The 23,309-nt window shown below is 43.0% G+C and carries 22 protein-coding genes; 1 reads left to right on the top strand and 21 read right to left on the bottom strand.

All coding sequences use genetic code 11. The features are described from left to right. Positions 1-133: 133 nt before the first annotated feature. From OW255_RS03080 to OW255_RS03020, 13 genes are all read right to left on the bottom strand, one after another. Positions 134-1,126 carry a sugar ABC transporter substrate-binding protein gene (locus OW255_RS03080; protein WP_268116571.1) on the bottom strand — a complete coding sequence of 331 codons (993 nt, stop codon included), beginning with the start codon at positions 1,124-1,126 and terminating at the stop codon, positions 134-136. A 59-nt stretch (positions 1,127-1,185) separates the two neighbouring features. Next, a complete protein-coding gene (locus OW255_RS03075) occupies positions 1,186-2,772 on the bottom strand; it encodes a helix-turn-helix domain-containing protein (protein WP_268115599.1) in 1,587 nt (528 codons plus the stop codon). Beyond that, the gene (locus OW255_RS03070; protein WP_024837368.1) at positions 2,747-4,261 is read right to left on the bottom strand and encodes a sensor histidine kinase; all 1,515 of its coding nucleotides are present in this window, start codon (positions 4,259-4,261) and stop codon (positions 2,747-2,749) included. The genes OW255_RS03075 and OW255_RS03070 overlap by 26 nt, the downstream gene beginning before the upstream one ends. Next, positions 4,251-5,291, bottom strand: coding sequence for a substrate-binding domain-containing protein (locus tag OW255_RS03065; RefSeq protein ID WP_024837369.1), 1,041 nt, complete (start codon positions 5,289-5,291; stop codon positions 4,251-4,253). The genes OW255_RS03070 and OW255_RS03065 overlap by 11 nt, the downstream gene beginning before the upstream one ends. 266 nt (positions 5,292-5,557) lie before the next feature. Next, complete coding sequence (locus OW255_RS03060) at positions 5,558-6,256, bottom strand: DUF1963 domain-containing protein (protein WP_268115598.1); 699 nt, start codon at positions 6,254-6,256, stop codon at positions 5,558-5,560. 125 nt (positions 6,257-6,381) lie between these two features. After that, positions 6,382-6,861 (bottom strand): hypothetical protein, encoded by a 480-nt coding sequence (locus OW255_RS03055; protein WP_268115597.1) that lies wholly within the window; start codon positions 6,859-6,861, stop codon positions 6,382-6,384. Between the two features lie 32 nt (positions 6,862-6,893). Then, entirely contained in the window at positions 6,894-7,334 is a 441-nt protein-coding gene (locus tag OW255_RS03050) for a hypothetical protein (protein ID WP_024837372.1), read from the bottom strand. A gap of 140 nt (positions 7,335-7,474) precedes the next feature. Further along, positions 7,475-8,452: a glycosyltransferase family 2 protein gene (locus OW255_RS03045; protein WP_268116570.1), complete on the bottom strand. Its 978-nt coding sequence runs from the start codon at positions 8,450-8,452 to the stop codon at positions 7,475-7,477. Between the two features lie 20 nt (positions 8,453-8,472). Further along, positions 8,473-10,077: a DUF2142 domain-containing protein gene (locus tag OW255_RS03040; protein ID WP_268115596.1), complete on the bottom strand. Its 1,605-nt coding sequence runs from the start codon at positions 10,075-10,077 to the stop codon at positions 8,473-8,475. Further along, the gene (locus OW255_RS03035) at positions 10,058-10,429 is read right to left on the bottom strand and encodes a DUF2304 domain-containing protein (protein ID WP_024837375.1); all 372 of its coding nucleotides are present in this window, start codon (positions 10,427-10,429) and stop codon (positions 10,058-10,060) included. The genes OW255_RS03040 and OW255_RS03035 overlap by 20 nt, the downstream gene beginning before the upstream one ends. Before the next feature lie 15 nt (positions 10,430-10,444). Further along, on the bottom strand, positions 10,445-11,143 hold the full coding sequence (locus OW255_RS03030) for a glycosyltransferase family 2 protein (RefSeq protein WP_024837376.1): 699 nt from the start codon (positions 11,141-11,143) through the stop codon (positions 10,445-10,447). After that, the gene (locus OW255_RS03025; RefSeq protein ID WP_268115595.1) at positions 11,140-12,387 is read right to left on the bottom strand and encodes a lipopolysaccharide biosynthesis protein; all 1,248 of its coding nucleotides are present in this window, start codon (positions 12,385-12,387) and stop codon (positions 11,140-11,142) included. The genes OW255_RS03030 and OW255_RS03025 overlap by 4 nt, the downstream gene beginning before the upstream one ends. Before the next feature lie 76 nt (positions 12,388-12,463). Continuing rightward, positions 12,464-13,909 carry a lipopolysaccharide biosynthesis protein gene (locus OW255_RS03020; protein ID WP_268115594.1) on the bottom strand — a complete coding sequence of 482 codons (1,446 nt, stop codon included), beginning with the start codon at positions 13,907-13,909 and terminating at the stop codon, positions 12,464-12,466. A gap of 153 nt (positions 13,910-14,062) precedes the next feature. On the opposite strand from OW255_RS03020, the gene OW255_RS03015 reads away from it, so the two are divergent. Further along, a complete protein-coding gene (locus OW255_RS03015; RefSeq protein WP_024837379.1) occupies positions 14,063-15,496 on the top strand; it encodes a L,D-transpeptidase in 1,434 nt (477 codons plus the stop codon). 71 nt (positions 15,497-15,567) lie between these two features. Here the strand turns inward: OW255_RS03015 and OW255_RS03010 are convergent, their stop codons facing one another. The 8 genes from OW255_RS03010 to OW255_RS02975 form a co-directional block, all read right to left on the bottom strand. Continuing rightward, positions 15,568-16,545: a glycosyltransferase family 2 protein gene (locus OW255_RS03010; protein ID WP_268115593.1), complete on the bottom strand. Its 978-nt coding sequence runs from the start codon at positions 16,543-16,545 to the stop codon at positions 15,568-15,570. Next, the gene (locus tag OW255_RS03005; RefSeq protein ID WP_268116569.1) at positions 16,542-17,528 is read right to left on the bottom strand and encodes an ATP-grasp domain-containing protein; all 987 of its coding nucleotides are present in this window, start codon (positions 17,526-17,528) and stop codon (positions 16,542-16,544) included. Before OW255_RS03005 ends, OW255_RS03010 begins: the two co-directional genes overlap by 4 nt. Continuing rightward, a complete protein-coding gene (locus OW255_RS03000; RefSeq protein ID WP_331485760.1) occupies positions 17,528-18,661 on the bottom strand; it encodes a DegT/DnrJ/EryC1/StrS family aminotransferase in 1,134 nt (377 codons plus the stop codon). The genes OW255_RS03005 and OW255_RS03000 overlap by 1 nt, the downstream gene beginning before the upstream one ends. A gap of 30 nt (positions 18,662-18,691) precedes the next feature. After that, entirely contained in the window at positions 18,692-19,612 is a 921-nt protein-coding gene (locus tag OW255_RS02995; RefSeq protein WP_024837383.1) for a glycosyltransferase family 2 protein, read from the bottom strand. Between the two features lie 35 nt (positions 19,613-19,647). Continuing rightward, complete coding sequence (locus tag OW255_RS02990; protein ID WP_268115592.1) at positions 19,648-20,520, bottom strand: glycosyltransferase family 2 protein; 873 nt, start codon at positions 20,518-20,520, stop codon at positions 19,648-19,650. A 10-nt stretch (positions 20,521-20,530) separates the two neighbouring features. After that, complete coding sequence (locus OW255_RS02985; RefSeq protein WP_024837385.1) at positions 20,531-21,508, bottom strand: glycosyltransferase family 8 protein; 978 nt, start codon at positions 21,506-21,508, stop codon at positions 20,531-20,533. 93 nt (positions 21,509-21,601) lie between these two features. After that, entirely contained in the window at positions 21,602-22,702 is a 1,101-nt protein-coding gene (gene glf, locus OW255_RS02980; protein ID WP_268115591.1) for a UDP-galactopyranose mutase, read from the bottom strand. A gap of 86 nt (positions 22,703-22,788) precedes the next feature. Next, complete coding sequence (locus tag OW255_RS02975; protein ID WP_268115590.1) at positions 22,789-23,283, bottom strand: NUDIX hydrolase; 495 nt, start codon at positions 23,281-23,283, stop codon at positions 22,789-22,791. Between the last annotated feature and the right edge of the window lie 26 nt (positions 23,284-23,309).

Here is a 23,309-nt window from a genome sequence, read left to right as displayed (position 1 = left end):
TTTGTAGCTTTATCTTATCACCAACCTATCTGGATATGTTTGTGAACCATTAGCACTCATTCATCCACATAAAAAAAGCCCTGACCCCCCAGGACTTTTTCGTTTCAGAAAAATGCTATGCTGTTTATTGGTATTACTGTTTTACATTTAAGTAGACATCTTCTTTGGAATGGAATCCGCCCTTAATGATGACAGAATCCATATTTCCCTTATTGACTGCTACCGGTTTCAGTTCCAGATAGGGGACCTCATAGGTGCCGTCGTAAATGGTTTTATTGACTCCCTCTAAGGGCTCTCCCTTTCCAAGTTTAACGGCATATTCTGCCCCAAGTCTGGCTTCCTCTTCCACATACTTAAATGCGGTCATGGTCTGGGTTCCTTCCATAATCCTCTGACATGCCATTAAATCCCCATCCTGGCCTACCAGATATACCTTGCCAGCCAGACGGTCTTCCGATAGCGCGCGAAATACCTGGGTGGCCAGATCGTCATTGCCGCACATAATCCCCTTTACATCAGGATGAGCCTCCAGGGCTTCCTTTGCATGGGTATAGGCATTCTCTGCCAGCCAGCCATCACAATTGTTTTCATATACGACTTGAAGGTTATTGTTAATTTTCGAATCAAAACCATCACGGATTAAGCGTACATTATTGTCTGTCTCAGGTCCCTGTATCATGAATATTTTCCCTCCCTCTGGAATATTCTGATTCAGGCTTTCTGCCATCAGCCGTCCCACCTCTTCATTATTAAAGGATATGTACATATCTGCGCCTGCATTTTTTATCAGTCGGTCGTAGCTTACGGTTTTTATCCCCGCATCCTTTGCTTTTTTCAGCACATCAGAAAGTGCTTCACTGTCCCCCGCTACTACTACAATAACATCCATCTGTTTTTTGATGAAATATTTGATTTGTTCAATCTGTTCATTTACATCCCCATTTGCATTCTGAACATTTACTTCCGCCCCTAAGTCTTTTGCCGTAGATACAAACACATCCCGGTCTCTGATCCATCGTTCGATTACGAAGGAATCTATGCTGAGACCGATTGTTACAGGCCTTTCACTTTCATCCTGTCCGGTTCCTTTTTCCATCTCTGCAACAGCATCTCTGCAGCCAACCATAAAAACGCAGCAGAGCATAATCATCAGTAACCATTTCCCTCTCCACATTTTCATAACCTTTACCTCTCCCTGTATTCACTCGGCGTCATCCCTTCGTATTTCTTGAAAATACGGCTGAAATAGTTAGGGTCGCCATAGCCGGACATTACACACACCTCCTTGATGCTGTACTTGGGATCCTCCAAAAGATGTCTCGCATGCTTCATCCTGACTCCTGTTACATATTCAATAAAATTCTCTCCCACCTCCTGTTTAAACAATTTACTGAAATAATATGGGCTGATATCCACCATTCTGGATACATCATCGAGTGAAATATTTTTTGCGTAATTCTCATTGATATATGCTTTTACCCTGGAAACCACATTTTCATATTCCCTGTCCCTGGCTGTACTGATGCAGTCACAGATGTCCCTTGTCTTTTCCTGAAACCACATCCTCAGACTTTCGGTATCTGCGGCTTCTCTTAATTCGCTTAGGTAATTCTCCCGGTAACGGAAGCCATACCGGAGATTGCCGCCTTCAAAGGCCATCTTTTCCAGCCTCATAATCAGTTCTAATATCTTTACTTCAATGTTGGAACGGTTATTGTTGTTATGCACCAGCATCCAGTCAAAGAATTCATTGGCACAGGATAAGGCCCCCTCCCGGTCTCCTTTCGCCCCTCGCTGCAAATACATATGTTCTAGCTCCAGGGGATATTCTCCGTCGTAATCTGCCACGTTTGGAATGTCTGTAATATGTACCACATGGCTGTCACTTTCTCTCAATGACTTTAAAGTTTCTTTATAGGAATCCCGGATTGCGGTCAATGGCTTTACAGAGCCAATGCCGCCTCTGCATTTAATGTCTGCGCTGTTTTCCAGCTTATGAATCATATTTCTCGTTCTGGTGATGATCTCCACCCGTTCCTCGTAGCGCATCTTTTCTTCTTCAAAGGTCAGAAACAGGACAAGACGGTTTCCCATAACCGGGCCTATAACACAATCAAAGTAATCCTTAAGGATTTCCCGAATCATGGCATAATACTTGCTGACGCGAACGCCTACCCCAATGGCGTTTGTCATGGTTCCGCTTTCAATGCTGTCTCCGAATTCCAGAACCATCATAAATCCATAGGAGGTCTGGATATCCAGCATTTCTGCATACCCGTTATTTAATATGTCTGAGTCATCCTGAAGGACGTTATAAATAAAGCCGCTCTCTATCATGGGTATTACGATTTCCAGCTTCTCCCTGATTTTAAGATCGTCACTTAACTTCTGTCTTGCCTCCTCCACCTGATGCATGGCCTTTACGCAGGTCTCTAAAATCTTCTTTTTATTGACTGGCTTCATGATGAATTCCATGACCCCCAGATTCACTGCCTCCTGGGCATAAGAGAATTTATCAAAGGCTGTCATGATGATAAAGACAATGGAAGGATTGAACTTTCTGACCTCCTTGATAGCCTGGATGCCGCTTAAGCCTGGCATCTGAATATCCACAAAGGCAATATCCGGCCGAAAGGAGCCTGCCTGCTCGATGACTGCCCTTCCTGTCTTAACACAGACGATTTCGCAATCACTTCCGAAATTAGACTGTATGATGTTTTTTATTGCTTCCAGCATGATTCCTTCGTCATCCGCCACCAATATCCGAAACATATGAAACCCCTCCTCTTTTAGGAATCCTTAAGACTATCGTGGTGCCCTTGTCTTCTCCTTCACTAAAGATGTGGAAAATGTCGTCATAGTTGTAATACAGTCTTAATCTGGAAATGACATTGTAAATACCAATTCCGGTGGATTCCCTTTTATCGCCGTTCTGACGCCCGGCTCGTATTCTTTCTAACGTTTCTTCCTCGATTCCCTTCCCATTGTCTTCAATGCGAATCTCAATCTCATCCTCCCTGTCCTCTACGGACAGATGGATTTTCCCTGGCCATTCAATGTTTCGGATGCCATGGGTGACAGCATTTTCAACCAGTGGCTGCAGGGTCATGCTGGGAATGGAAATGTTTAACGCTCCTTCATCAATGGAGGAGCTGTACTGGATATCTCCTGCAAAACGTACGTTTAAGATATAGATATAGTTCTCTACAGTTTCCACCTCTTCTAAAATGGTGGCATCCTCGGAACCTTTTTTTACGTTATAGCGAAAAAAGTCTGCCATCTTTTCCATGAATACAGAGGTTTTTTCCGCGTCCTCCATCATGGCAAGCTGAACTCCCGCATTTAAGGAGTTAAACAGAAAATGAGGATTGATCTGAGACTGGAGATATTTTAGCTGAGCCTCTTTTAAATGGTTTTCCATCAGAAGCTCCCTCTCCTTCATCTCCTGTTCTTTTTCTGCGCTTTCCTTGATTTTCTGGACGTAATCATCCAGACTTTCTACCATCTGGTTAAAGGTTCCGGTTACGATTCCAAGCTCATCTCCTGCCTGAACGGAAGGTACCTTCACATTGAAATTACCTTCGCCAACCAGCTTTGCCGTGTGGGCTAAGTTAATCAGAGGTGTTACCATGTCCTTTGTAATCATCATCATGACGGTGATGCTTGTGATCATGACTATGACCAGAATGATAGAGCTTATGACCTCCAGATACTGGAGGGCTGCCTGCAGGGTCTGGTAGCTGGCTGAGTTATTTTTAAATTGAAGGCTGTTTAAGACAGAGACGTCGTTGCCGATAAAACGGTACAGTTTTAAGGCGGATTCGTAGGAAACCTTATATTTCTCTACATTCTGGCCCCGCTTTGCCTGGACGGTCTCATCGGTTATGGTCAGATAGCTGTCTGACATGTTCCTGATATTCTTTTCCAGTATCTGGATCTGATTGTCGGTGACAGATACGTTAAGCCCCTCCAGCAGCTTTCTTAAGTCCTGCTCGGCTCGGTAATAATTGGTCAGGGATTCAGAATCTTTTACCTGAAGGTACCGGTACATATAATTTTGTACATTGGATAGGCTGTCTGATAACTCGTTTAAGTTTACATTGCTCATATAGACAGAGTTCATCCGTTCCACCATCTGATTAATCTGGGCATAGATAAATAAGTTGCTGGAAAAGAGTACGACAGCCGTTACGGCGATTTCTAAGAACAGTTTTCGGGTGATGGGGAGATTTTCCCATACATGGATTAACTTATTTTTCATGGCTGCTCCACTGGTCATTTACGAAACTTAGGGCATTTTCCTTTGATATAAACTCCAGGTCCACGCTGTTAAAGGAATTGGTCCTTCCGTCATGTATGGACTCTGTTAGGGCTTGTACACTATATATTCCCATCTGTCTGGTGTCAATGTAAAGTGACATGGCCATTGTCCCTTTTAAAACGGCGTCCAGGGTGGCCTTTGATTTATAATAGCCAATCACCTGGGTCTTTCCCACACTGTTGTAATCAATTACGGCCTGATATACGGCTTCTGTGTCCACCTCATCCATGCAGATAATGATATCAGGCGGGCCTTGATCATTCTGGAAAAGATTGCGGACGATTTCTTCTGATTCAAAGGCACGTCCCGAGGGGACCTTGATTTCTTCCACTATGATGGGGTTTGCGGTATCACTGGAAGTAACCATTCGGTTATTGATTTGGTTGAATATCTGGGATTGGCTGCTGTCGGAGGAATTGTCATGAAGGAACATCATGACTCTCATCTTCCTGGACTCTTTGGGAAGTATTTTTATGATCTGATTTCCATATTCCTGTCCCAGCTGATAGGAATTGATTCCCACATAGCTTTTTCTGTTGGATGTGGGGGCATCGTTTAACATGGTCACAACAGGGATGCCTCTGGCTGCTGCCTCGTTAATCTTATCCTCAAGCCGGGATTCTCCCGTGAATTCCAGTAGGATTCCATCTACTTTTGCTGCTATGCTCATATCCATAAAATCAACTGTGGTATATTCTGAGGATTGGTCCTTTCCCTTTAGTTCTACATAGGCATCGTGAAGAGCCGCCTCTTCCTTTACACTTTTGTATACGTCGTTCCAGAACTGGGAATCCAGATTATCTATGATCATGACATAATGATATTCATAAGCCGAATTCTTTTCTGCATGCTCCAGTCCTGTTTTTTTCAGGACGTATCCGTAGAAGGAGGAGGTCAGTCTCGTTAAGAACACGATAATGAGCAATCCGGCAAATACTAACAAAAGCAGGCTTTTTTTTCTTTTATCCATGGGTATCCTCTTGTCTCAATTTATGCTGTTTTTATTATACTAAATTGGGGTGGAAAACGTAAGCAGGAGAATCTTGCGGGGGAGTAGCATTTTTTTGTTATGAGTGTGATGATAGGTATTATGGGTTAGAATAATTTGATAGGTTATATTAATTTCTATGTAATGGGAAAAGCACGGTCATTCCGCGCTTTATCCTGTTTATGTAGTACATATGTATATGTTTATAATGGAATTGATTCATTCTATATCAGAGGATTTTTATCGTATTAATAGAAATCACAATATACTTTCCAATCTGATATTAGAGGATTGTAGAAGAAATAGAATTTTCCACTGTCTACAATATTAAATAAGGCTTTTGCATCTGACGAAATTTGCATAACAAATTCATATTCATCTCCAAAGCTATAACCAGATTGGCAAAAAGCGGGGTAACCACCAACCTTGTGCTGGGCATATATTTCTTCGCATATATCATCAAAATAATCGATTCCTTCCGTTGTTTCTAATTGAAGAATTGTATCTTCAATTTCTTCGGGAATTCCTCCACCATCCCAACAGGGATAATCATTTTCTATCAATTGAGGGATTAGTGGAAATGGCTTTATCATATCAGTTTGGTATTCACACGGGACTAATTGCTCTAATGAAGTATAGGTACGGATGTAGAACCATGGACTCAAATCATCTGATATAAGGTTATCCCAAACATCTTTTGACATGAATACTGTGACAAGCTCGATCCCAGTTAATTCTAGCGGGACAAAGGGCAAATCTTTTAAGAATATTGTTGCGACAGAAGCCATATTATTTCCGTTTTTATCTTTAGGAATGTCCTCACCTTCATGCTGCCAGCAAACACTTCCAATCCAGCTTTCTAGTAACTCCCTGGTTGGTCTTTTTCCTCCTGTTTCAAAAATAACAGCCTTTTTTGCAAGCTTTTCCTTTATTTCTTTTACTGTCATATTGGACGCACCTCTTAATGTATTGTTTCATAATATTTATTCTTCAGATTCTTAATAAAAATTGCTACTATATAAGGCAATTTCTCCTATCTGCAAATAGGGGGTTATAATTTTTTATTTTCACCCTATTTATAGTAATGAAACATCCTTTGATAGATTTCTCTTGATTGGTTTTCATCTTCCCAAGACAATGGATCATCCGCATAACATAAAATCCGAAACGGTTCTTTATTTTGAATTTCAGATGGTAACTCACTCCATACTAAATACATTTTAGAGCCAAAGTACTTTATGTCCATATCATCTTGATAATATATCTCTTCTAATTTACTAATTAAGAATCCTCCAAAGGTATCATAATCAACATCATTTTTACGAGCATAGTCAATAATAACGTTGATTGAATATTGTATATCTGAAGTCCTCCACTCCAATTCTAATAACAAAGAATTATTAGGGTCCTTTAAGAAATATGCATGGAGATTTTCTTTATATTCTGTCTCCGGCACCACCCTCGTGTATATCAAAATAGCATATGATAATAATCTTGCAACCATAATGTCCTCTACAAAATAATCTTCATTTTCATTGCTTATCTTACTCATTACTATTTCTCCCATTGTAAAACAAAATCGTTTTAATCTTTCAAATTAAGACTTTGGTCTGTTTGAATGCCCGATTCTTTATCTGTAGTAGCACACACAGCAAAGATCACTCCCATAATAATAAAAATAATCCAATACATTGAGACAAAGGAAATCATTCCAATGCTAATATAGCCCACGAACTTTAAAACAAGAAAAACAATATAAACCAATAAAAAAATAATATCTATAAATCCAAAAAACCTTTTTATTATGTTGGAAATTTTAATGTCAGATAGTTTAATAAAGATAGTCACAATGCAAGCAGATATTAAAAAGTAGAAAAGAGGAATTACCATAAAACTATAAACCTTATCCAGAAAAATATTTATATTACGAAAATAGATTACTGTTTCATAATATCTCATAACCAATAAACAGCATACAGAACCCAAAGCAAATAATGCTTCACTATTGATTTTATGACTTCTCAATATCTCATCATCTCCTATTAGTAAATTAACACTATATACGTTTAGCTAATTATAATTGTTTTCTAGACTTTTCACAACCCAATAATCAAAAAAGGCACCCCGGCCCATGAACTCTCGTCCACAACCAGACTGCCTTATAGTTACATTTTCCCTTCAAATCCAGGTTCCTTTTTCCAATAGGACTGATTCATGGTAAATCTTAAAATTAACCAGGTTGGAAGCGAGCGATACCGTTTCCCCGCAAGGTATCCCATATACTTAAATCCGCTCTTTACAACCACCCCTGGAACCAGCCAGATCTTGTTTTCACTCACCAGCCATGCTATGGTCCTCTTCACAAGACGGATTCCTTCGCTTTCCGACCGGATTCCTTCAAATACTTCCGGGTGGTCCGCCTGGGACACAGCTAAGTCAAAGTTTCTTCTAAACTGTTCCATGCATCCGTAATTATGAGAATGGTACACCTTTGCCTCTGCTGCATAAGCTACGGCCTGTCCCCGGTATCTGATTGCATTTCCTGCATAAATCATGTCTTCATTAAAGATCGTCCGGCTCGTAAAACCACCAGCTTCTAAAAAGGCTTCTCTGTCATAGGCACAGCACACATTGGAAGCAAAGAAGGTCTTAATTCCAAGCCCCTGCAAATCTTCTCTTGTCTTTACTCTGCTGTTTTCCGGGTAATTAAAGGACCGGGTATACTGTTCTGCAAGTCCGCAGTCCGGATTGGGAAGCTGTCTTGCATAGGCCATAACTACCTTTTCCCCATTTTTCCCTTCCTGGTCAAATGCATTTACCAGAGCGCCGATCAGATTTTTATCTGCTGGGACTGCATCATCGGTCATAAAGACCATAATATCAGCTTTTGAGTATCCGGCTCCCTGGTTTCTCGTTCCGCCGTGGTCAAATTCTTCTTTTGTTACATGGTGTACTTCCAGATTTTCTATATGGTCATAGACATGGTCCTTCCAATAAGACCTTTCCGTATTCACTGCAATGATGCGGCGAATGGGATAGTTCTGTGCAGCCAGTCTCTCAAGCAAACGCTTTAAGGTATCGTCTGGCTTATAAACCGGAATGATTACATCTACGGTCTTTTTCTCTGTTTGTTTTTCTTCCATTCCCATTTCCTACCTTCCTGTTAATAGCGCAGACATGCCGTGGAACAGATGCGTATCAGGGCGTAAATGCTGACAAAGCATTGCAAGAACCAGGCACTTTTTCTTAAGTCAACGGTCAGAACCAGCCGTTTGTCAAATATGGTCAGTAAAACCAAGGGCAGCAGAGGGATAAAATAGCGTCCCTGTACTCCGGTGATGTAAGTCATTTCTCTTGGAGTATAGCCAAGAAGCATGGAAGCCAGAATGAGACAGGCACTTAAAAATACCAGCAAAAGAGTAAGCAGCTTCTGCCATCTTTTAAAAGGAACCGCTTCTCCTTCTCTTCTTACCACGCTGATGAAAAGTCCATAACACAGAAGAAGGAGACAAAACGGTGGAACGGTAAGGTTGGGATCCAAATTTCCCAAAAAGCCGCCCAGCATTGTCACCAGATAATAATCCAGCTGGGTCACAAAGGTTTTATAATAAACCATGACGATATCATAGGGTTTGTTTATTACATCGGATACCGTATAGCCTGCCGCCTCGCTCCACCCAATATAGCTTTCTGTACGGGTGGCCCATATGCCAAGAACCAGATGATTTACCAAAAATACAGCCAGCAGCATAGCTGCCAGAACACAGGCAAAGGAAATCCAATATCGTTTCTTCGACTGGAATTTAGCTGACGGGATAAAGAGACAAATGCCTGCCAAAGGAAGATATACGATTTTTCCCGGCTCTAGTAAAATCAGCAGCAGGGCCAAAATAACGATATCCTTTATGGTCACCTCGTCTTTTTCAAATGCCAGGTAAAAGCACCAGGCCAAAAGCATGAGGGCTAGACCGATAAATCCAGTATCATAGGAATAGGAAGCTGCCAGATGAAGAGTCATAGGCAACGCGGAAACAGCCATAATCACCTCTTTTTTAAATGGCATGATCCGAAATGCCATGTAGGACATGATAGTGAATGCAAGGAGATTAAAAAACCTTCCAAGCATGACCATAGGTACATATCCCATATGAAACACTCTGGCAAGGGCAATCCCAATAGCCTGAGGAAGATATATAATCGGTGAAGTATTGACTGGAATCTCACTACGGACGGTTACTCCCTGGCTGTTATCCTTGGAAAACAGCTGAGTGATCATCATATTATAGGAAAATTGTCCTGGCTCTGATTCAAAGCCATTGACATCATCTCCACTCCGAACTAAAACATTAGCACCATGGTTAATCCGGTCCTTTTCTTCTTTCGTAGCCCGGGATAAGTAATCCTCATCTGCTACTGCCTGCTTTCCCATGATCTGGCTGGATAATCGGTAAGAGCTGATGAAATGTGCCGCTTCATCCGGAGCAGTAAAGGGAGGAAGAGCGATTAGGTAAAATACTCCTAAAATCAGGATAACCACGGGATACATCCAGTGATAAAGCTTTTTACTTATCCACAAAACTGCTCCCAAACAGAAAAGAAATCCACAGCCTGCCAGTATGAGCCACCAGTAAAACCGTCGGACTGCTTCAAATTCAGGGGATGGAATACCAATAATGGTTTTATGATAGGGCAGCAGGAAAAGAAATGCGAGAACCAGGATGCTTCCTGCCGTCAGTGCCAGGCCTTTTTTATTCCCAGTTAGATTCACGTTTTGTTTCCTCCTTTTCCTTATCTTCTTCCCGGTCCAGGGCAAAAGCCTGAATGAGCTCTGTCACTCTCCGTTCCAATTGTGAGATTTTAACGGATTGGAAGAACACCTTTAAAAGTAAAATAAAAATCATAAAGGTAAAGATAAAGTTTGCTGTGGAATATGTTCCCACCATACCGGAGATGAAATCCGCCAGCCTTGGAAACAGGCTGAATACCACCAATAAGAGTGCAAACATCACCCAGAATATTGAATCTTCGATTTTCATTTTAGAATGGCGTATTCTTCTAAGTAAGTAACATGTCAGCAGAATGGACACGCATATTAGTACGCATCGAAGTATAACGGTCATTGACAACTCCCCCTTTTATCTTCTGTCCCTGATACGGAAGCTTTGAACCAGTAAAATGGAGAAAAGCATTTTTCCCATATACCGTGCCGCATTCAGTGGATTTAAATAGCTTTCGCCAAGAATTCTCTCATCCATCACCACAGGGATTTCAGCTACCTTGGCACCATGACGAATCAGATAAGAGATGGTATCCGGCTCCGGGCCATAATTTAAGCCATCTGCAAATTCCTTGATCATCTTATGGCTGAACATACGCATTCCGGATGTGGGGTCTTTGACCAGGACTCCGGTAGTGAACCAGATGGCACTGCTTAAGAGGCGGCTTCCAAACATACGCAGGGAATGAGGCTTCTTTTCTGACACGAACCGGGAACCGATGACAATATCGTATCCTTCATTCATTTTTTCCTTCATGGGAAGAATGTACTCCGGCCGGTGCTGTCCGTCTCCATCAAACTGTATGGCATACCGGTATCCATGGCGGTGAGCATATTTGAGACCTGTCTGGAACGCACCAGCAAGTCCTAAGTTCACCGGCAGGTCAATGATCCGCCAGTTGTGCTTCCGGCATATTTCTGCCGTATTGTCTGTGGAGCCATCGTTAATAATCACGTAATCGAACATGGGATAGTTTTCTATAACGCCTCCTACGACGCGCTCGATATTCAAAGCTTCATTATAAGCAGGTATTACTACCAAAACTTTATCCGTCATTTTAATAACCCTTTCTTTTCCTTTATCAGTACGTAAGCCGCCTGCCCCATAAAGCAGAGCATAAGGAGCAGCATGGAAAGCAGATAGGAGAATGCTCCTCCATTAATTCCTCCCGCTTTCACCAGGGAAAAGGAAAGGAAATATGATAAAATGCAGACTGGAACATAGCCTAAAAAGATCCGTTTCTGCTGCTTCATAATTACAAGAACATAATAGAATAAGTTCATCAATGCAAACAGACCGCCTCCAAAAACAATGGCAAGTAAGCCCCAAAGGTATGGATTTAAGTCTACATTATAGATTGCACCAAGAACCGGTACTCCAATGGCCCAGGCGCCTATGAGGGCGATTACTGTAAGAACTAATATCACGCCGGATAGCTTACTGATTTCCCTGACAAAACCTTGAAAATTTCTCTCCTCCCATAGGTAGGACAGTTTGGTAAGGAACGGTCGTATTACAAAATTTGCCGCCAGATTAATCACGGAAGTGGGCATAAAAATAGCCACAAAAATGGCGTTATCAATGGAAGTCATCTGGGCGTCTACCGCATACTTTGCCATGGCAAATATAAGCCCGTCGAGAAATACGGAAAGAAAAAGCAGAAATCCTTCCTTAAGAATCTCCCATTCCTTTCCATCTCTCCTATGAAGGGCAATTTCAGGCATATTTCCTGCCATCCCCTTGTCAAAGATCAGGATTCCGGCTCCCTGTGAAATCACTGCGATGCCGCTGGATAACACAAGGTTTTTTGTTATGATAAGTGTGGTTAAAAAGCAGAACACAGATAAAAGAGTTCGATACGTCATTGCCTGTCCCGTGCGATAGAGACGCCCCACTCTTTGAAATTCAGATTCGTATACATCTGCAAAGCCGTCCAGCACTTTATAAAGCACCATTAAAAATACCACCAGACATTTTTCCAGGGTATAATCAGGAGAGGCCACGAAAAGCTTCCAGGCGATATAACCCATTCCCAGAATGACCGCCGCCACACAGGATAGATATCTGGCTCTCCGGTATTCCTGGAAGGTGTAATTCCCGGAGACGTCCGTACTTTGAATGGGTCTCATGCCAAAATAGGCCACCAGAAACATCTGCTGCCCAAATGTGCTGAAGGCAAACCCAAAGATTCCTCCCTGGTCTGTGCCTATAATATGATTGACAAGGGCCGTAAGAAGCATGCTGGAGCCAGCGTAAATAAAGCTGCCAATCATGTTCCAGGCCACATTTTTTCGTTCCATATATATTCCTCTGATTTCCTTACAGTTCCCTTTATTCTACAATATCAGACTTTAAATGTAAACCGTAACCCCTCTATTACGATTCTTTTCCAATTCCTGCTGTTTTGCAAAGGTATAAAAATGCTTCCAGACGGAACAGCCAGGAAAGACCTGCATAAACAACAACTCCTACCAGAATCTGTACCACCAGAGTGAGAAGCGTTCCTTCTATTAAATACTGTACACCGTATACGAAAAGCCCCATGACTGCCGAGATAATAAGGGAAGGCATCACGTCCTTCCATTGCTCGTAAAAGCTGTAATTTAACAGCTTTTTATTGGGGTGGGCATTGATAAAGGTACAGATAAAGTCGGTTACCGCGCGCAGTGCCACCATGGTGTAGATTCCTAAGGGAATGCTGATAATAAGGGCGACAACGCTGACTGCCTTTTTAATGATCTCCAGCTTTAAAAATATCTCACTTCTTCCCAGTGCATTAATGGCCTGTAAGTTGGCTACATGAAGGGGCCAGGTGGCATAGGCGATGCAAAGCAGGCGGAGCATTGGGACGCAGGGTAGATACTGATCGGTAAGGAGCAGCTTCACCATGGGTTCTGCTACCGCCATTAAGCCTGCCATCATAGGAAACACAAGGTATGAGCTGGTGACAATGGATCTGCGGACCATGCCTTTTACCCGTTCTCTGTCATCCTGAAAGGCGGAAAAGGCAGGCAGCATAACCGACTGGATGGCAGCTCCCAGGTTATTTGCAATAAGGGAAGGGAACTGGTTTCCCCTTGAGTATTGCCCCATCATAGCGGAATTATATACTTTTCCGATGACTAATCCATAGACATTGGTAAATACCGTATCAATGAGGCCGGAACAAAGGATCTTCCAGCCATAGGAAAACAGCTCCCTGGCTTTTTCTACGGAAAACAAAAGCCTGGGACGCCATTTTACAAGAACAGAAAGAACTGCCATTAAGAAAAAGCTGTAAAAAAACTGCTGCATGGCAAGGGCCCAGACTCCATAGCCTAAAAATGCCATGGTAACTCCAATTACACCAGAGCCAAGAGCAGCAAAAATACTGGCAATGCAGAGCTTACGAAACTCCATGGTTCTTGCAATTGCTGCAGACTGAACGGAAGTCACTGCACCGAAAAACAAGGTAACTGCAAGGGTTCGAAGGACCGGACGAAATAAGGGCTGTCCATAAAATGAGGCAATGGCCGGGGCAGAAAAGAACAAAATGAGATACAAAGCAGCTGCAATTCCTGCACTGATATAGAAGGCAGAGGAATAATCCTCCTCGTCCACCTTTTGCTTTTGTATCAGGGATGTATTGAAACCGCTTTGAACGAATACATTTCCAATGGTGATAAAGATCATGATGAGCATGACTTCTCCGGACTCTGCCGGTGTTAAGAGCCTGGCCAGCAGTATAGATACCAGGAACTGAATGCCTTGAGTTCCTCCGTTTTCCATCACTTTCCAAAACAAACCGGAAAGGACTTTATTTTTTATATTTTCCTCATACATACTGGTTTTTCTCCTCGTTTTACCAATTAACAATTCCGCCTTATTGTACTATATTACCCATTAATTGTAAATCGTCTCTAGCATTTTGACCCTAATCATGATAAACTATTAAGGAATATACTCAATTTACTAGAATTCAGGAGGTTTTTCATGATGCGTAAACTGACATACGGTCTGGCAGCATTTTGCCTGACGGCTGTTCTGGTTTCGGGACATGCTTCTTATGCATGGGCAGACGAAGCACGTGGACCGGGATTTAGGAATGGCGTCCCAATAAGTCAGAATGACAGTCAGACTGAGACCAAAGATCAAGGCAGCAAAGTTACAGAGGAAGCGGAAAACGCTTTGGCTAATGCCGGCATAGACATCGGAAAAGAAGCAGAAGGAAACGGCGAAGATGGCGTGGAAGACGCCGCCGCAAAAGCTGCACAGGAAGCCTTAAAGGCTAATTTCCCCCGTCTCCAGACAACCGTTATGACAGGTGACAGCAACTGGTCCCAGCCTTTCGTAAACGATGCCTGGATCACAAACAATGGGGAAGGATTCCATGGATTATCCACATTTCTCACAAATATCGTAGGCAATGTACTTTACCGGACTTATACATCAAGCACAGGCTGGTCTCCCTGGGTCTTAAACGGACAGCAGACGACTAACTATGCCAATGATGTGAATATCGAAGCCATTCAGATGCGCTTTTCCGGTTATGTGAACAACCAGTTTGATATTTATTATACCGCCAAATTAGAGGATGGTACTACTATGGGCTGGGCGAAGAACGGAACCGCTACAGGAACCATGGGGACAGGCCACTATATTACAGGCTTTCGAATGGCTTTCTACGCCAAAAATTCTGCATTCCCCTACTCTACAGAAAAGCCGCTGATCTCCGCTGTTCCAGATGGAATTCAGCAGGTTGATGGTGCCCTTCGTTACGTAAACGGAGACGGCTCTGCCTTTACCGGCTGGGCATGGTCAGGCAATGAACGGTATTATTTCGTTGATTCCAATCCGGTGACGGGATGGCAGTACATAGACGGCTTTAAATATTATTTTGATGAAACTGGCAGGATGTTAAAGGACTTAGAGCCGGTTATGGGTGCAAATGGACCATTTTTAATCAGCATCAATAAGCAGATGAACACCATGACCGTATTTGCAAAGGACGGAGAACGGGGATTTATCATTCCAGTCAAATCCTTCCTTACCTCAACCGGACCGGATACTCCTCTTGGAACCTTCCAGACTCCGGCCAAATACCGCTGGCGGGATATGAACCACGGAATTTTCACCCAGTATGCGACCCGCATCTGGAAAGGATTCTTAATTCATTCCATTCTTTACAGCAAGCCTAACGGGATGACACTTGACTCCAGTACTTATAATTATCTAAGCATTGCTGAGTCAGCAGGCTGTATCCGTCTCTTATCGGGAGATGCCAAGTGGGTTTATGACCACTGTGCTCTTGGAACAACGGTTACCATTTATAACTCTCCGGTACCAGGACCTTATGAGCGACCTGCAATCGAACAGATTATTCCTGATTCACAGACCTGGGATCCTACTGATCCAAATATTGTTCATTAATATAAGTGTCTTACTTACATAAGCAAGGGCAGAAACGTGTGAAAACGTTTCTGCCCTTGCTATTTTGTATGTTAGCCATGATATTTCTTTCTTAAAAATCCGTACACTCCCGGAAACCTGTATTCCAGCTGGATAAAGAACCTGGTTCGGCTGGTGAGTTCCTTATAGTACTTTCGATACTCTGGATTCAAGATTTCCTTAAACTGTCTGGTATTGACCATGGTGTGATAATACGTTCTCTTTTCAGCACTTCGAATCGCTTCCCGGAGTCGCCCTCCGGTTGCCGCATCGTAAAGGTCATATACCTTTTTCATCCGCTCGTAATAGACGCTCTGCTTCTTCTCGTAATCTCCACTTTTACCTTCCACCGTCCAGGACCCGGCAACACCTACCCGATAGGCGCTCATTGGCTCATCAAAGTAATAACCGTATCCTTCGCTTGCTGCAATCATCTGAATGGGGGTATCTCCAACCGGACATTCCACATAATAATCGGGAAGTTCTTTTACGATACGGCTGGGAAATGCCATGGAAGACATGGCATAGCCAGAAGACTTATCCACAATATCTTCTGGTGAGAGGACCTTGTTTCCACAATAAGGCCGCATTTGTCCCTCTGTCACTGCTTTTCCCACCAGGTCTATTTTGGCACTGTGAATACAAAGAGTGCATTCCGGGTGGGCTTCCATATAATCGACCTGCTTTTGCATCTTATCCGGTGAGACCCAGTAATCATCTCCGTCGCACATAAAGATATATTTACCTCTTGCCCTGGGAAAATTAAAGGCACCACTGATGTTGTCGATGCCCTGGGAATACTGGTTTTCCGTCTGAATGAGAGGCAGTACCTTTCCCGGATATCTCTTCTCGTATTCTCTAAGAATTTCTCCGGTGCCATCAGTGGAGGCGTCATCGTGTACCAGGATTTCAAATTCAAAATTTGTTTTCTGCATCAAAAAGCTATCCAGAGCCTGACGGATATAATTCTTGTGGTTAAAGGTCACACAGTTTACACTGACCATAATGTTGGAATCAGAATTTCCGTTCATTCTCTCTCGCCTTCTTTCCCCAGAATTTTTGTAATGTATTCCTCATATTTCCTGGCTATATACATGTCGGTGATACCATGAAATGGTTCTATCTTCTCTCCGGTAAAGCACTTAATGTGATTGGAAACACAGTCATATCCGGCGAGACAGGAAAACTCCACACCACCGGAAAAACGGGGGTTGCACTCCAGCATTCGGTAAATGCCGTCTTCCCCTTCGATGAATTCAAAATTCACACAGCCATTTATGTGAATCGCCTCTGCAATTTCTCTGCACATAGCTTCTAAATTCTTATTCGTAAATACAAGTACGGAAGTTCCGGCGCCATTGCCTGTCCGCAGAAGCTCTTTACGGCAGATGACCGCACATTCTCCGGTTTCTTCCTGACGCACCACATCAACGGTAATGATACTTCCTTTATAATAGGGCTGCACCACAAAATCTCCTGCTTCCTGAAAGGTAAGAAAGCTTTTCATTTCCTCAAGGGAAGAAATGTAGTGAAGTCCCTGGCTGCTCCTTCCATTATATGGCTTTACAACGGCTGGATAAGAAATGGTATCAATATCTGCCTCTAAAAGGTCCACGGTCTCAATGGGATTTCCCAGTCTCTTTTGGGAAAGAAAAGAACTCATCTTCCGCTTATCCCTGCATAAGAGCATGGTCTCTTCCTCAGAAAGGCAGAGGGTTATGGAATGGGCTTTTAATTCCTCTCTGTGGCGGTTCCAAACATCGGCCTCCACATCGGTTAAGATGATGATGGCGTCCACCTGTTCCTGGTCACAAATAGAGAGCAGCCGTTCCACGTATCGCGGCTCTTCCGTTGCATATGGTACCTGAAAAAACGCGTCTGTATTGCCTGCATCTGCGATCCATTCGGAGGGGTAAATATCACAGCCAATGACACGAATCCCGTTCTTTTTTAAATTCTTAATTACTATATCCGCGGAAAATGATCCGATTGCGGTTACCAGTGCTGTCTTCATCATAGCCTCCCCTTTGGTTTTACGCCCAAGATAATATCACAGATACGGTCTGCATCGCTGATGGATAAGTCCGCATACAGAGGAAGTGTGAGTACGCTGTCAGCTGCTTTTTTCGCACATGGCAGACTGACTCCCTGAAACTGTTCCCGGTAGCAATCAAAATCAGTGATAAGAGGGTAGAAGTATTTTCTTGCAAATATATGATGAGAGGCCAAAAGCTCATATACCTCATTCCTGGTCATGGAAAAGCCGTCAAAGGCAACAGGGAAATAGGCGTAGTTAGGTAATATGCCTTCCTTTTCCTGATTGAGACGAATGCCTGGAATCCCGGACAGACGTTTCCTATAATGTTCTGTAATCAGTCTGCGTTTTTCTATATTATCTTCCACGTGTCTTAAGTTACAGATGCCCATGGCTGCCTGAAACTCATTCATTTTGGCATTGCCTCCCACGTATTCCACGGATTCCTTGCCTGTGATACCAAAGTTCTTTAAATAGTTTAAAAGAACTTCCAGGGAAGGGTCCTGAAAGGTTACCGCACCGCCTTCAATGGTATTAAATACCTTGGTGGCATGGAAGCTGAACATGGAGGCGTCTCCAAAGGTACCAATTCCTCTGCCATTCACCTCTACGCCAAAGGCATGGGCTGCATCGTATATGACTTTTAGGTTATGCTTTTTTGCAATTCTTTCTATCTTTTCCATATCACAGACATTGCCGTATACATGCACCGGAAGAATGGCTGTTGTCTTATCGGTGATAAGCGCTTCGATTCGGTCTGCATCTATGGTGTAATCGTCTTCTTTGATGTCGCAGAACACAGGGGTCAGATTATTTCTCATGATGGCATGGGTGGTGGAAGCAAAGGAAAATGGAGTGGTAATAACTTCCCCGGAAAGATTCATGGCCTGGAGCGCCATCTCAAGCGCCATATGTCCATTGACGAACAAAAGAAGGTTCTTTGCCTTTAAGTAAGCCTTTAACTGCTCCTTTAAGCGATCATGAAATTCTCCCATGTTGGTCATCCAGGCTGTTTCCCAGATGGGCTTTATCTCCTCTATGAATTCCTCATAGGAAGGCATGGATGCCTTCGTCACTAATATATCTTTTTCTTCCGGTATCATACGTTCCATTTCCTCCGTTTTCCATTGCCATAAAGGGGGTCAGATGGAAAACATCTGGCCAAACGTCCTTATGATGGTGCTTTTATAAAATTTATATTTCCAGATAATCCTTACCTTTTCTAACCGGCTCTTGTCTGAAAGGGTGACAAATTGCTCCAGAGCTTCCCGTTTTTCACTGTCCATCTCCTGACCGTACTGCTTTAGAAAGGCTCTGGCCTGCAAGAACATCTTCCGGTACTCTTCCTTTACCCGCTCCTTTTGGGTCAATCGGCTTACATACTGTTCCATCTGGCCTCTGGAGCCTACCTGATTGCTTCCATGCTGCCGGTAGAGAAGGAGTGGCTGGTCAATATAGGATATTTTTCCAAAACAGCTTGCTAAAAGCCCCAGCCACCAGTCATGCATCATACACTGCTTTGGTATGTAGGTCAAATAAGAAAGAAAGCTTCGGTTTATCATAACCGTATTACCAGTAATGTTATTCTCCACCAGATAATGAGTAAACCGGTTGTCATGAACCGCTATGTTCTGGAATCTTGCCATAGACTTTTGGCGAATGGTTCCTTCTTCATCGGTCACAGATAAATCTCCGTGAACTAAAAGGGGGAGGTCATTTCCCCATTTTAGTTCCATCTGCTTCATCTCTTTTAATGTCACCTCTACCTTATGAGGAAGCCAGATATCATCCTGGTCGCAGAGCATGATATAATCGTCATCTGCACTGCTTAAGAGGCGAAAGAAGTTGTTTTGAGGACTTCCGGAAGCCTTAATATTTTTAAGGCTCTTGATCTGGTTCGGGTACTTTTTCTCATATTCCTTTATGATTCCAGGAGTTCTGTCAGAAGAAAGATCGTCTGAAATCAGGATAAACAGCTCTTTGTGGGTCTGATTTAATAAGGAATCCAGCTGCTGCCTTAAGTAGGTCTCCCCATTATAGGTCGCCAGAAGAATCGTTACCATGGCTTAAGCCTCCTTTCCCCAAAAGAAGGGACTCCCTACCAGGACAGTCCCACAATTTTTGTTAAAAACCAGATTTCCATCATCAAAAAACCAAGGAAGGCACGGACACACATCTCTTCCAGCGGATTGATCTTTAAATAGGCCTTATAATAATGAAGCTTGCTCTCATGAAGAATCGCCTGCTTCTTTAAAATAGATGCCACGCTTTTATTAATGGATACAGAATGAAGATGTAAATAAGATTCATCAAGAAGAAGGGCTGTCCGATAGCCTTTTTCTTTCAGCTTATATCCAAGTATCTTTTCCTCATAATAGAGGAATACCTTCTCATCGTAGAGTCCGCATTCCACAAGAGCCTTTGCATCCGCGAGAAATAAGGAGCCAAGAACTGCATCCACAAATGCGAGTCCCTTTTTCCCCATTATTTCTGGCCTGTCATTGAGAAAACGGGCAAACAAACGCCTTGTAATCAGACCTGTATCAAGCAGGTCTAATAACAATCCATTGAGCCTCCAGCTGGATAATGCTACACTGCCTGTCCGGTCTTTGGTGACGGCTGCGGCGATTGCCAGATTTTCTACCTTTTCAAAGGCTTCCGACATGGCTATAATACAAGCTTCCGATACCTTAACATCGGGATTGGCGACTAATACATGAGTCGCGCGTAAGGTGTGATAGGCATACCGGATTCCAATGTTGTTGCCGCTTCCATAGCCCCCATTAAAAGGAGATGTTAAAAGATGGACCGTTTCACTTTGAAGCTCCTTTAATAGGGTCAGGGAATCATCCGTGGAATGATTGTCCACTATGACAATGGTATCGAGGCATTGATAATCCTTTATGGCAGTTACCAGACTCCTGGTGGTCACGGCATCGTTATAATTTAAAATAATACAGATAATATTCATATCCCTTCCTCTAGGAACCCTTTCTGGAATTAATCATCTGCATACCAAAACGGCGGCTGATCAGGTCACGAATGGGCGGACATAAAAAGGTGGCATAATCCATTAGATGGTATAGCACCATGTAAAAGCGGCTCCCCTTCTCCTTTGGCGCTCCTGCCCAGGGAGTGAGGGAGAGATAATGGTCGTATATGTTTCGGTAATAATTTAAATTCCACTGCTTCCACGGCCTCTCATCTCCCATAAAATGAAGGATTACGGGGTGCTTTTTCGCCTCTTTGAAGGACTTTTCTGGTATCGTTTTATACACCGGGGAAAGCCTTGTTAAATGGCTGTAGTGGAAATACCGGTAGTTGGTAAAGAAATTATAACGGGGCGGCAAAGGTTTTATCCTTCCTTTAAACGCTCCATTGATGGTATCCTGGTCTCCGGCAAAGAGCTTTCCTCCCTTGGAAGAATAAAAGTCCATCAAAAGCTTCTGGGCATGTTCCCCGCGCCAACGCTTCATATCAATTAAAAGAACCCCGGAATTAAAGTAAGGGTCTTCAGGGGAAAGACCGATTGTTTCTTTTACCGATGAATATATGGTGGGTTCCATAACAGCCCCCACCATATTGGAATCAAGATTGCTTTCCCACAGCCGTTTTAAGGAAGCGCACACCACGGTATCGCAGTCTAAATAAAGCACTCGCTCAGCCGTTTCCGGCAGCATCTCTCCCACAAATAAGCGGGCCATAATGCTTAAATCAAAGCCACCGGTATCCACCTCATAGGGAAAACGCTCTTTTAAATCCCCCAGCTCTATGACTGTAACATGACGTTTAAATTGATTGCCAATGGAAAGAAGACGTTTTTTACTCTCTTCGGATAAACCCATGGATAAAATATAAATCTGGATTTCTTCCGCCTCTTTGTTATGATCCAGAAGAGAGTAAAGGGATACCCCGAGATGTCTGGCATAGCCGTCATTAGAAGCGTATACAACATTCATGAAAATCCCTCCGTCCTGTACTGATCCGTACCTTTAGTTCCGTTGTATTGTACTATATCTCATAGGAAATGTAAACAGCCTGGGGCTTATGGTCTATGAAAACTCCTGCTTTGCTACTTTCATGGCAGATTCTATGACTTTGTCCATGTCATAATACTTGTACTCACCTAACCGGCCGCCAAATATAACACTGGATTCTTTTTCTGCCAGGGAAGCGTACTGCTTGTACAGCTCCTGGTTTCTCTCGTCATTGACTGGATAATATGGCTCCATACCTTCCTCCCAAGCCACGGAATACTCTCTGGTAATCACGGTCTTTGGCTGGGTGCCGAACTCAAAATGCTTATGCTCGATGATTCTTGTATAAGGTGTTTCCCGGTCGGTATAGTTTACAACAGCGACGCCCTGGTAGTTTTCCATATCAAGGGTCTCCGTCTCAAACCTAAGGCTCCGGTATTCCAGCTTTCCAAGCTGATACTGATAGAAGGCGTCGATCATTCCGGTATATACTGTCTTTTCACCAAGACTGTCATAATGCTCCCGGTTTTCCAGATAATCTACATTAAATTCCATGTCACAGCCTTCAAACAGCTTTTCAATGATAACATTGTATCCGCCCATTGGAATTCCCTGATATAAGTCGTTAAAGTAATTATTATCATAGGTAAAACGAACGGGAAGCCGCTTAATAATGAAAGCTGGCAGCTCTTTGCAGTCTCTTCCCCACTGCTTTTCCGTATATCCTTTTACCAGCTTCTCATAAATATCCGTTCCTACTAAGCTGATGGCCTGCTCCTCTAAATTCTTTGGCTCTCCTTTTACAGATGCCTTTTGTTCCTCGATTTTAGCCTTTGCTTCTGCCGGTGTGGCAACGTTCCACATCTTGCTGAAGGTATTCATATTAAAGGGCATGTTATAGATTTCCCCTTTGTAATTAGCTACCGGGCTGTTGGTATAGCGGTTAAATTCCACAAGCTCATTGACAAATTTCCAAACCTCTTTGTTGCTGGTATGGAAAATGTGGGCGCCATAGCTGTGAACGTTAATTCCATCCTTTTCCTCGCAATAAATATTTCCGCCAATATGGCTGCGCTTCTCTACTACAAGACATTTCTTCCCCTTCTTGCGGGCCAGATAGGCAAACACACCAGAATACAGTCCGCTTCCCACCAATACGTAATCATACTTTTTCATAGTTTCCGTTCTCCTGTCTTTTATAAACTGCTCTTATTATACTAAAGTCCTTAGGAAATGTAAATTCCTCTTGCCTTGTTACATGGTCATGAATCCTTTTCTATCATAAGCTCCATTACCTTTGCCTCTCTGGCTGCCCAGGGACATTCTTTCTTTCCTATGATACGGTTATTATTTTCTAAAGCCTCTTTTAACGGAATCCAGACAATCTGATAATCGTATTCCTTCTCATATTCATCTAAGTTTCGTTCCCCGGCTTCCTCCCTTATATCGCATACATAGTAGTAGGAATCCATCTCAAGGATTGAACTGCCTTCTCCCTTTCTCCGTTCCAATACCTGGCCATATTTTCTTATGGACTCTTTGATTACCTGGTAGCCAGTCTCTTCTTTTACTTCCCGGATCAGGGTTTCTTCTAAGGATTCCCCATTCTCCATTCCTCCGCCTGGAAATTTATAATCACCGTACTTACTGAAAATCATAAGCCAGTCCTCTCCCCGTCTTATAATCCCTCTTGCTGCAGTTCTCTTAGATACGGGATTACCTGGTTCGTAGTTTTTAAGGTCTATGGTCAGCTTCATTTAAATTTCCCCCTAAAAATATTTTG

The organism is Lacrimispora xylanolytica, from assembly GCF_026723765.1.
Taxonomy (GTDB): Bacteria; Bacillota; Clostridia; order Lachnospirales; family Lachnospiraceae; genus Lacrimispora; species Lacrimispora xylanolytica.
The sequence above is the reverse complement of the archived record's forward strand: the minus strand, read 5'-3'. Positions and strand labels throughout refer to the sequence as shown.